This is a genomic window from Kribbella hippodromi, from assembly GCF_039531045.1.
In the GTDB taxonomy this organism is placed as follows: domain Bacteria; phylum Actinomycetota; class Actinomycetes; order Propionibacteriales; family Kribbellaceae; genus Kribbella; species Kribbella hippodromi.
Genome location: NZ_BAAAPH010000005.1, coordinates 228,468 through 238,740, shown reverse-complemented (window position 1 = coordinate 238,740; position 10,273 = coordinate 228,468). Strand labels below are relative to the sequence as shown.

Annotated in this window: 12 protein-coding genes; 1 reads left to right on the top strand and 11 read right to left on the bottom strand. The window is 68.8% G+C overall.

All coding sequences use genetic code 11. From position 1 onward, the window contains the following. Window positions 1-49 precede the first annotated feature (49 nt). The 9 genes from ABD260_RS09975 to ABD260_RS09935 form a co-directional block, all read right to left on the bottom strand. Window positions 50-496 (bottom strand): GNAT family N-acetyltransferase, encoded by a 447-nt coding sequence (locus ABD260_RS09975; protein WP_344233101.1) that lies wholly within the window; start codon window positions 494-496, stop codon window positions 50-52. Then, entirely contained in the window at window positions 493-1,545 is a 1,053-nt protein-coding gene (gene tsaD / locus ABD260_RS09970; RefSeq protein ID WP_344233100.1) for a tRNA (adenosine(37)-N6)-threonylcarbamoyltransferase complex transferase subunit TsaD, read from the bottom strand. The genes ABD260_RS09975 and tsaD overlap by 4 nt, the downstream gene beginning before the upstream one ends. After that, window positions 1,542-1,991 carry a GNAT family N-acetyltransferase gene (locus ABD260_RS09965; protein WP_344233099.1) on the bottom strand — a complete coding sequence of 150 codons (450 nt, stop codon included), beginning with the start codon at window positions 1,989-1,991 and terminating at the stop codon, window positions 1,542-1,544. Before ABD260_RS09965 ends, tsaD begins: the two co-directional genes overlap by 4 nt. Continuing rightward, complete coding sequence (gene tsaB, locus ABD260_RS09960) at window positions 1,988-2,650, bottom strand: tRNA (adenosine(37)-N6)-threonylcarbamoyltransferase complex dimerization subunit type 1 TsaB (protein WP_344233098.1); 663 nt, start codon at window positions 2,648-2,650, stop codon at window positions 1,988-1,990. Before tsaB ends, ABD260_RS09965 begins: the two co-directional genes overlap by 4 nt. 1 nt (window position 2,651) lies before the next feature. Next, a complete protein-coding gene (gene tsaE, locus ABD260_RS09955; protein WP_344233097.1) occupies window positions 2,652-3,578 on the bottom strand; it encodes a tRNA (adenosine(37)-N6)-threonylcarbamoyltransferase complex ATPase subunit type 1 TsaE in 927 nt (308 codons plus the stop codon). Further along, window positions 3,575-4,690: an alpha/beta fold hydrolase gene (locus tag ABD260_RS09950; protein ID WP_344233096.1), complete on the bottom strand. Its 1,116-nt coding sequence runs from the start codon at window positions 4,688-4,690 to the stop codon at window positions 3,575-3,577. Before ABD260_RS09950 ends, tsaE begins: the two co-directional genes overlap by 4 nt. A gap of 7 nt (window positions 4,691-4,697) precedes the next feature. Next, complete coding sequence (alr, locus tag ABD260_RS09945) at window positions 4,698-5,873, bottom strand: alanine racemase (RefSeq protein ID WP_344233095.1); 1,176 nt, start codon at window positions 5,871-5,873, stop codon at window positions 4,698-4,700. 85 nt (window positions 5,874-5,958) lie between these two features. Continuing rightward, window positions 5,959-6,591: an HAD family hydrolase gene (locus ABD260_RS09940; protein WP_344233094.1), complete on the bottom strand. Its 633-nt coding sequence runs from the start codon at window positions 6,589-6,591 to the stop codon at window positions 5,959-5,961. A gap of 160 nt (window positions 6,592-6,751) precedes the next feature. Further along, window positions 6,752-7,597, bottom strand: a complete 846-nt coding sequence (locus ABD260_RS09935) for a GH12 family glycosyl hydrolase domain-containing protein (protein WP_344233093.1) — start codon at window positions 7,595-7,597, stop codon at window positions 6,752-6,754. 60 nt (window positions 7,598-7,657) lie between these two features. On the opposite strand from ABD260_RS09935, the gene ABD260_RS09930 reads away from it, so the two are divergent. After that, window positions 7,658-8,494, top strand: coding sequence for an META domain-containing protein (locus ABD260_RS09930; RefSeq protein WP_344233092.1), 837 nt, complete (start codon window positions 7,658-7,660; stop codon window positions 8,492-8,494). On the opposite strand, the gene ABD260_RS09925 is transcribed toward ABD260_RS09930, so the two are convergent. Then, window positions 8,481-9,887, bottom strand: coding sequence for an NAD(P)H-hydrate dehydratase (locus ABD260_RS09925; protein WP_344233091.1), 1,407 nt, complete (start codon window positions 9,885-9,887; stop codon window positions 8,481-8,483). The two genes, ABD260_RS09930 and ABD260_RS09925, sit on opposite strands and share 14 nt — an antisense overlap. Before the next feature lie 2 nt (window positions 9,888-9,889). Continuing rightward, on the bottom strand, window positions 9,890-10,240 hold the full coding sequence (locus ABD260_RS09920; RefSeq protein WP_344233090.1) for a holo-ACP synthase: 351 nt from the start codon (window positions 10,238-10,240) through the stop codon (window positions 9,890-9,892). Window positions 10,241-10,273: the final 33 nt, after the last annotated feature.

The following is a 10,273-nucleotide window of genomic DNA, read 5'->3' as shown; positions in this document are numbered from 1 at the left end:
GCCGGTCGTGCGGCCGGTGTGCTGCCCGCTGGTTGTGGGGCTGGTGTGGTCATTGGGGGCCGTACAGGTCCGCGGGGTTGTGGCGGATTGTCATCAGGCGGCCTGGTTCCTCCTCGGTGAAGCCGTACGTTCGGTACAGCTCGTGTGCGTCCGCGGTGGCCAGCATGAAGCGGCGAATGCCCTTCAGCTCCGGATGCTCGAGAAGCGTCGAGACGACGAACTTCCCAAGCCCGTGCCCCCGATGCGATTCCAGTACGAACACATCCGCCAGCCACGCGAACGTCGTCCGGTCCGTCACCATCCGCGCGTACCCGACCAACGCCCCATCCACCGCGTAAACCCCAAGGTTCAACGACCCGGCGATCGACCGCTCGACCACGTCCCGCGAAATCCCGGCCGCCCAGTACGACGTACTCAAGAACCCATGCACCACGTCGACATCGACCCGCGCGACGTCGTCATCGGCTTCGAAGCCGTCGGGCCCGGTCCACCTCATTTGTTCAGCACCTCCGTGACCGGCATCGACGAGTCGGCCGGCAGATCGAGCGGCGACGGGGGTTTCCCGGCGCGCACCAGCTCCGACCCGAGCGCCGCCACCATCGCGCCGTTGTCGGTACACAACCCCGGCCGCGGCACCCGAACCGCGATCCCCGCGGCGGCCGCGCGCTCTTCGGCCATCACCCGCAGCCGCGAGTTCGCCGCGACACCACCACCGATCAGCAGATGCTCGAACCCGCGGTCCTTGCACGCGTCGATCGCCTTCCGGGTCAGCACATCGCAGACCGCCTCCTGGAAGGCGGCGGCGACATGGTTGACCGGTACGTCCTCGCCGTCCCGCCGTTTCGCCTCGACCCACCGTGCGACCGCCGTCTTCAACCCGGAGAACGAGAAGTCGAACCGGTGCCGCTCCAGATCCCGCTGCGAGGTCAGCCCGCGCGGGAACTTCACGTACAACCGGTCGCCGCCGTCGCGCGCCGCCTTGTCGATGTACGGACCGCCGGGGAACGGAAGCCCGAGCACCCGCGCCACCTTGTCGAAGGCCTCACCGGCCGCGTCGTCGATCGTGTTGCCCATCGGGACCACGCCGTCGGTGATGTCCTCGACCGCGAGCAGCGACGAGTGCCCGCCGGACACCAGCATCGCGACGCAGCCCTTCGGCAGGTCACCGTGCTCCAGCGTGTCCACCGCGACGTGCGCCGCCAGGTGGTTGACGCCGTAGATCGGCTTGTCCAGCGACAACGCCAGACCCTTCGCGGCGGCGACGCCGACCAGCAGCGCGCCGGCCAGGCCGGGTCCGCTGGTGACCGCGACCGCGTCCACGTCAGTCGGCTTGATGCCGGCGGTTTCGCAGGCGCGGCGGATGGTCGGCACCATCGCCTCGAGGTGCGCCCGGCTGGCCACCTCCGGCACCACGCCGCCGAACCGGGCGTGTTCCTCGACGCTGGACGCGATCGCGTCGGCGAGCAGCGTCTGGCCGCGGACGATCCCGACACCGGTCTCGTCGCACGACGTCTCGATCCCCAGGATCAAGGGACCTTCGTTCATGATTCCTCCCGCCACCGCATGATCACCGCATCCTCGCCGCCGGCGTAGTACCCGCTCCGCCGGCTGATCTCCACGAACCCGAAGTCCTGGTACAGCCCGATCGCCGCTTCGTTGCCCGCGGCAACTTCCAGGAGTACGGTCCGGCCCGTACACCGATCCAAGGCCACCGTCAGCAGTTGCCCGCCGACCCCGGTACGCCGTTCCGCCGGGGCGACCGCGATCCGCAGCACCTCGACGACATCAAGAGCGACCGGCGGAACGAGCAGTACGACGTACCCGGCGAGCGAGCCCTCGTCCGCGACCAGGACCACCCGATCCTGAGTCAACCGGTCGAACTCGTCGGCCCAGGCGACCTCGCTCCAGGCCTCGCTGCCGAAGCAAGCCGCGTCCAGCGCGACCAGCTCGGCGAGGTCTTCTGTACGGGCCGGCCGGATGCGTGGTCTCACAGCACGCTCTTCGCCCCGCCGGACATCGTGACGTCCGGCCGGCGCAGGTACAGCGGCTCCGGCGCGACCCCTTCCAGGGTCCTGGTAGCGACGCCCGTCGCCAACACCTCAGCGGACGGGTACTCGGCCACCCCAAGGACATCGGCCGCCCCAAGCGCCTCGGCGTACAGGATCGCGCCGCGGCCGATCAAGGGCAGCCCGGACAGTACGTGCGCGACCTCGGCCGGCTTGTCCACCGCGGGACCTTCCAGCCGACGACGGCTGCCGTCCGCGGCCGGGCCGTCGTACAAGGCCCAGTAGATCTCCTTGCGCCGCGCGTCCGTCGCGACCGCGACCGGCAACGTCAGCGACGACTGCCGCGCGAGAACATCCAGGCTGCAGACGCCGGAGACCTCGATCCCGAGCACCTCGCCCATCGTCCGCGCGGTCACCAGCCCGACCCGTAAGCCGGTGAATGGGCCCGGCCCGACGCCGACAGCGATCCCGGTCAGGTCGCGCGCCGTGACGCCGGCGGTCTCCAGCGCGGCCGCGATCGCGGGCGCGAGCAGCTCGCCGTGCCGCAGCGCGTCCACGGTCGTCGACGACGCGACGATCTCCCCGGTCGGAGTGGCCAGTGCGACCGTGACGGCGGCACTCGACGTGTCAAAGGCAAGCAGCATGTCAGCTCTTCTCCAGTACGGACACCCGGACGCCGGACGCGGCCCAGCGTGGCCCGACCGGCGTGATCCGGATCGCGCGAGTCTCGTCGGTGTCGTCGTCGCCACGCGTCACCACGATGTCCAGCCGGTCCGGCGCGAGCGCCTCGGCCAGGCCGTGCCCCCATTCGACCACCGTGACCGCGTCCTCCAGGCTGGCGTCCAGGTCGAGGTCGTCCAGTTCCGCGAAACCGCCGATCCGGTACGCGTCCACATGCACCAGCGCCGGACCATCGCCGAGCGGCGGATGCACGCGCGAAATCACGAAGGTCGGGGAGGTGATCGCGCCGCGTACCTGCAACCCGGCACCAAGACCCTGCGTGAACGTGGTCTTGCCGGCACCGAGGTCACCCGACAGGACGAGCACGTCGCCCGCGCGCAGCTGACCGGCCAGCTCGTTGCCGATCGCCTGCATGTCATCGGCCGTCGGTACGGTCAGCTCGATCGGCATCGCCTTTGCGTAGATCAGGTTCTGCCCCTGCTGATCGACAATCGAGTACCCACGCCGGCGCCAGAACTCCACCGTGTCGGGCAGCTCCACCCGCGCGATCAGGTTCACCCGGGCGAGTCCGCGGCGTACGGCGACCTCTTCGGCGCAACCCACCAACGCGGACGCGACGCCCCGGCTCTGGAAGCGCGGATCGACCGAAACACGACGCAGATTGAGTACGTCACCGATCTGCTCGAACAGCATCGCCCCGGCCGGTACCCCACCGACCCGTACCAGCAGACCACCATGCGCTTTGATCGCGGCGGCGACCGTACCGGCGTTCTCGGACAGCGCGGTCGACGGCGGATCGAGTACGCGCCGGGCCGCGAACGCGTGATGAATCACCCCGACGATCTCGTCCGCGTGGTCAGCGGTGGCGTCGACGACATGCAAATCGGTCATGTGGTTCCTAGCGATTGTTCGGCTCGCTCGATCATGCCAAGGAGGGCCGCGGTGAACTCACGGTGGTGCTCGATCAGGCCGAGATGGCCGCAGTTGAGGACCTCGACCAGCTCCGCGCCGGGCACCCGCCGGACGATCTCCTCGGCGTGGCTGAACGGGGTCAGATGGTCCTTGTCGCCACCGATCACCACGCACTCCACCTTCTGCAGCGGCTCCAGCGCCGCGTACTTGTCGTGCAGCGCGAAGATCGGGTAGAACTCCGCGATCACCTCGATCGGCGTGGCCGCGATCATCTCGTTCACGAACTCGGTGAACGCGGGCGGCACCTCGGAACCGAAGGAGTACTTCCGGGTCAGCAGGTAGCTGATGTCCGTACCCGCCTTCCGGCCGCGCTCGACCACGTCCGGGATCCGCGCCAGCGCCGACACCGTCGGCGTCGCCAGCGCGCGGGCGAGCATCCCGAGCCGGCCTGGGAAAACGATCGGTACCTGATCCAGCCGGCCGGCGCTGGTCGAACACAGCCCGACCCCGATCACCCGGTCGCCGAACAGCTCCGGGTGCTGCTCGGCCAGCGCCATGATCGTCATGCCGCCCATCGAGTGCCCGATCAGCACCACCGGACCGGTCGGCGCGAACCGCTCGATGATCCCGTACAGATCCTTGCCGAGCTGATCGATGCTGACGTGCTCCTTCGGCGACCGGCCGGACCGCCCGTGCGAGCGGTGGTCGTAGAACACCATCGTGCCGATCCCGGCCAGTTCACGGCGCTCGAAGTGCCACGCGTCCATGTTCAGCCCGTAGCCGTGGGCGAAGATCACGGTCAGGTCCTCGGGCGGCAAGGGCAGTTTCCGGCCCAGGCGGCGCTTCGGGGGCGCGGGGCGGCGGGACCGCTTCAGTTCGTCGACCTCGACGTACAGCTCGACGCCGTCGTCGGCGGTGAAGATGTACGGCGTACCGCGCAACGAACCGAACGGTTCCGCCTCGAGCTGCTTCTGCTGACCCGAGCGGCGGCCGATCACCTGCCGTTCGACCGCGACGCCGGCCGCGGCTCCAGCCGCCAGCACACCGACCGCGGCGCCGATCAGACCCGCGGTCCGCCCTGCTTTGGACACAGCTGATCTACCTGTCTGCGGCAGTGTCAGGCGCGGCGGTCGAAGCAGAGTCGACGTACCGGCGTGGGATCCGGGCGCCCAGGCGGGTGACGATCTCGTAGTTGATCGTGCCGGCCGCGTCGGCCCAGTCGTCGGCGGTCGGCTCGCCGGACGTACCCGGCCCGAACAGCACCACCTCGTCGCCCGCGGCCGCCTCGTCGTCCTCCAGGTTCACCACGCTCTGATCCATGCAGATCCGGCCGACGATGGTGTGCCGTCCACCGGCGGTCTGCACGGGCGCGCCGTTCGATGCGTGCCGCGGCAGCCCGTCGCCGTACCCGAGGGGGATCAGGCCGAGCGTCGACGGCCGCGGCGCGGTCCAGGTCAGCCCGTACGAGACGCCGGCACCGGCCGGAACGCGCTTCACCATCGCGAACCGCGCCCGCAACGTCATCGCCGGAATCAAGCCCAGCTCCGCCGACGGGAGCGCGTGCCCGAAGGGCGACAGCCCGTACGTGGCGACGCCCGGCCGGACCAAGCCGAAATGTGTCTCCGGCAGGGCGAGTGTGGCGCCGGAGTTCGCCAGGTGCTTGAACTCGGCGTCGATGCCGAACGACTCGGCCACCTCGATCGCCTCGGTGAACGTGGCCAGCTGGGACTCGTTCGCCGGGCTCTTCGGCTCGTCCGACGACGCCAGGTGCGACCAGATGCCCTTGACCTCGATCCGCCCGGCGGCCTGCTCCCGGACCGCGGCGCGGATCAACGCCGGCCACTCCTCCGGTACGGCCCCACCGCGCGACATCCCGGTGTCGATCTTCAGATGCACCCGCGCCGGGCGGTCCGTCACGCCCGCGGCCAACTCGTCGATTTCCCACGGTGCGCCCGCGGACAGGTCGATGCCGGCCTCGATCGCGTCGGCAAGCGGCTCGCCTGGGGTGGTCAGCCAGCAGAAGATCGGGCCGGTGTCACCCGCGGCGCGCAGGCCAAGCGCCTCCTCTAGTACAGCCGCACCGATCCAGTCCGCACCGGCTTCCCGGGCGGCGCGGGCGACCGGCACCATCCCGTGCCCGTACCCGTCCGCCTTCACCACGGTCATCAGCTGCGCACCCTCGGCACGGGCACGCAGCGTGGCAACGTTGTGGCGGATCGCGGCCAGATCAACGACCGCCTCAGCCCGGACCGGGTGTGAGTGAAGGCTAGACATGGTGAATCCAGTGTCGCAGAGGGCGCCTGTGAACCCTGCACCTACTGCGGGGCACTCGGCACGGCGCAGAGTTCACAGACACCCTCTAGGCGCGGTCGATCAGGTCGGCGAGGGCGCCCATGTGGTGGAAAACCGTGTCGGCATCGGAAAGTTTCGCCGGGTCCGTCATGCCCGCGTACCCGAAGACCTTCATACCGGCCGCGACCGCCGCGGCGACGCCGAGCGGGCTGTCCTCGACGACCAGGCAGCGGTCCGGTTTCACGCCCATCGTCGCGGCCGCGTGCAGGAACAGGTCCGGCGCGGGCTTGCCGTGCGCGACATCCTCGGCGCTGAAGATCCGCCCTTCGAACCGCTCCAGAAAGCCGACCGCCGTCAACGCCGTACGAATCCGCCGATGCGTCCCCGACGACGCCAAGCAGTAGGTGATGCCTCGGGCGTCGAGATGATCGAGTACACCCTCCACGCCCTCGATCGCCTGCAGGTGCGCGAACCCGTCGAACAGCCGCTGGTGATACCGATCCTCGAGATCCGCCGGCAACGCCCGCCCCAACCGACGCTCGGCGTACGCCCGCATCGAGGCCATCGACCCACCCATGAAGTCCCGCACCGTCTCCTCGAACGTGTACGGCAACCCCGCCTCGGTCAGCAGCTCAGCCAAAATCCCATTGGCCAACCGCTCCGAGTCCACCAGCACCCCGTCGTTGTCAAAAACCACCATCCCAATCACACCAGCACCCTAAGCACCCCCACCCACCCCCCGGCACCCCCCGGCACCCGGCTTATCCACTGTTGTGGTGGGTTCTCCACCGGTATGCGGGTGGAGAACCCACCAGACGGGTGGATATCCACCCTTGTGACTGAGGGGCGGTGTCCTGGGGCTAGTGCTCGTGGAGGGTGAAGTTGGTGAAGGTGAAGCGTTGTTTGGTGTTGTTGGTGGAGACGACTTCTACGCCGAAGTCGACCTGCCAGGTGGTGGAGTTGGCGGGGATCCACTTGCGGGCTTCCAGGTCCTTGAAGAAGGACTGGAGGGGCATGGTGCCGGCCACTTGGGGGCGGACCGACTTGTAGGTGAAGATGCCGCCGGGCTTGTCCGCGCCGTCGGTTTTCCAGACCTCGTACTGGTGGCCGCCGATGGTGGTGAGGCCCAGGTTCGAGCCGGCCGGGGTCTGGTTGGAGTTCTGGGTCCAGATCATCAGCTCGTTCTCGAAGCCTTCGTTGATCCAGATGTCGAACGCCACGTTGTAGATGCAGCCCGCACAGTCCGGCGCGGTCGCGGCGAAGTCGGCGGACTGGATCTTCGCCAGCGGGGCGTCGTCGTAGTCCTTGTGCACATTCGGGTACGCCTGGACGCCGAGATCATCCGGCTTCGGCTGCGTGACGTCCTCGTACCAATTGTCGTAGTCACACACCGACATCGTGTACGTGCCGTTGTGGTTGTTCCACATGTTGTTGTGCAAGTAGTACTGCCCGTACGTACGCCCCTCGCCCACGTTGTCGGTGGCTGTGGTGGTCCAATCAGGCTTGGTACAGGTCCGGCTAGGAGCCGGCGGCGTACGAGGTGCCGATGTACTAGGTGCCGCTGTACTAGGTGCAGGCGTACTGGTAGCGGCGTTCGCGGTCGAGACCGGAGTGTCCTTGTTCGCGCGGACGACGAACGGCGCGACGACCAGCGCGGCGGCGGCCAGGACGACCGTCGGTACGAGGTAACGGCTCCGGATGGCCACGTCCTGATATTACGGAGCGGACAGCTGCAACGCGAGGGCCCCGGGCGGCGTCCTCTGGGTGTGAACAAACCGATGATCGCCCTCGCCGGAGCCGGCCTGCTGCTGACGCTGACCGCTTGCGGCACCGAGCCCGCGACCGGTCCTGGAGGCCAGCCCAGCGATCTGCCCACCACGGCCGGGCAGACCGGACAAAGCGGCAAGACCGCCTCGCTGGTCGGCAACACCTACCTGTCGACCGCGGTCACCGAGAACGGCAAACCACGCCCGCTCGCACCACGGACCCGGGTCCGGCTTCAGTTCACCGAGGACGGGCGGCTGATCGCCGACGCCGGCTGCAACTCGATGCAGTCGAAGGTGTCCACGACGGACGGCCGGATCACCCTCGAGGGCGAGCTGTCGTCGACCGCGATGGGCTGCCCCGGCCCGCAGCAGGGTCAGGACTCGTGGCTGGGCAACATCTTGTCGGCGAAACCCACCTGGAAGCTCGACGGCAGCACGCTCGTCATCACCGCGGGCAGTACGACGATCTCGCTGGCCGATCGCAAGATCGCCGAGCCCGCGCCGGCGCTCGACGGCACGAGATGGACGTTGTCGACCGTCGTGACCGGCGAGACCGCCTCGCATGGAGCCGGGTTCGACAAGGTCTGGCTGACGGTGAATGGTGAACGCGTGACCGGATCGACCGGCTGCAACAGCTTCCAGGGCACGGTGGCGCGCGGGACCGGCACGCTGACTTTTGGGGACCTCGCCACTACTCGCCGCGCGTGTCCCGGTGACGCCGGAAAGACCGAGTCCACGCTGCTGAACAGCCTCAAAGGGCAGGTCAGTTACAAGATCGACAGCAAGACACTGCAACTGCGGAGCGCCAACGGAGGCTTGGACCTCACTGCTCCCTAGTCAGCAGATGCCGGGTGGCCGCCGGGAGGGCGTGGGCGATCGACATCGCGGTGATCGGGCCCGCGGAGGACGCGAGGGTGCCGGCGGCAGCATGCAAGTACGCGGCCAACGCGGCGGCGCGAGCCTCGTCCAGGCCGGAGGCGAGGAATGAGCCGAGCAGCCCGGCCAGTACGTCGCCGGAGCCCGCGGTCGCCAGCCAGGGCGTGGCGAGCGGATTCACGTACGTCGTGCCGTCGGGGGATGCGACGATCGTGGTCGCGCCCTTCAGCAGCACGGTGACCTGGTGGTCTTCGGCGGCAGTCCGCGCGTAGTGCAGCCGGCCGGCTTCGACCTCGTCACGCGGTACGCCGAGCAACTGTCCAAGCTCGCCCGCATGTGGTGTGATCACGATCCGCGCCGAGTGTCTCGTACCCAATGCACCGATCGCGCCGGCGTCCACGATCACCGGTACGTCCTCCTGCTGGATCAGCCGAGTGAACCGATCGCGATCCACCCCGCTGGTCGGGATACCCGAACCAACCGCCCACGCCTGCACGCGCCCCTCGCCGACAACCACCTCAGGATGGACGGCAAGCACCGCCTCGGCCACGGACGACGGACCGACATACCGAACCATGCCCACCGGACCGGCCAACGCACCGGAGGTCGCGATCACCGCGGCCCCCGGGTACTGCGTCGAGCCGACCATCAACCCCAGCACGCCACGCGAGTACTTGTCCGACTCACCGTGCGGCACCGGATACCACTCGCGTACGTCATCCGCTTGCAACGACTGCACTTCAGCGGCCGGGAGCGAGAGGCCGATGTCGACGAGATGCACCGGACCGCAAGCAGTAGCCGCCGGGTCGACGAGATGGCAGATCTTGTGCGTACCGAACGTGACGGTCAGAGCCGCGTTCACGTGTGTTTCAGGCGTCTCGCCCGTGTCGACATCAACGCCCGACGGCGTATCAACGGCCACGATCGGTACGCCCTGCTGCTCCACCAGCCGCACCAGCGCGAGCGCATCCGGCCGAAGACCCGGCCGGCCACCGATACCGACGATCCCGTCCAGCACCACGTCAGCCGACGCGAGGTCGTCGCTAGAGCCGACCCGGCCGCCGGCGATCAACAGCGCCTCGAGCCCACCCGCATGCACCTTGTCCGACACCAGGATCGCGGTCACCCGAGCGCCGCGGCGAGCCAGCCGGGCCCCCGCGTACAGCGCGTCGCCGCCGTTGTCGCCCGAGCCGATCAGCAACACGACGTTCGCGCCGTAGGTCCGGCCGAGGAAGTTGCTCACAGCAACCGCCAGCCCGGTGGCGGCGCGCTGCATCAACGTACCTGGTGGAAGTTTCGCCATCAGTGCGGCCTCGGCGGACCGTACCTGCTCGACGGTGTACGCGTGCCGCATGCTCAACCCTCCAGAACGACCACGGCGGATGCGATCCCGGCATCGTGGCTCAGCGAAAGATGCAGACTCTGTACGCCGAGTTTGGCCGCTTGCGCCGCGACGGTGCCGGTGATTTCCAGCCACGGCCGGCCGGTCTCGTCGGTCTGCACCTCGGCGTCGTGCCAATGCATCCCGGCCGGGGCGCCCAGTGCCTTCGCCAGCGCCTCCTTGGCCGCGAACCGGGCCGCCAGCGAAGCCGGTGGTTTCACCGCCTCGACGGGCGTGAACACCCGCTCCCGCAAGTTCGGCGTCCGCTCCAGCGTCCGCATGAACCGATCCACGTCGACCACATCAATCCCCACGCCGACGATCATGCGCCCCACCTTAACCGCCACCCGCTCACCGCG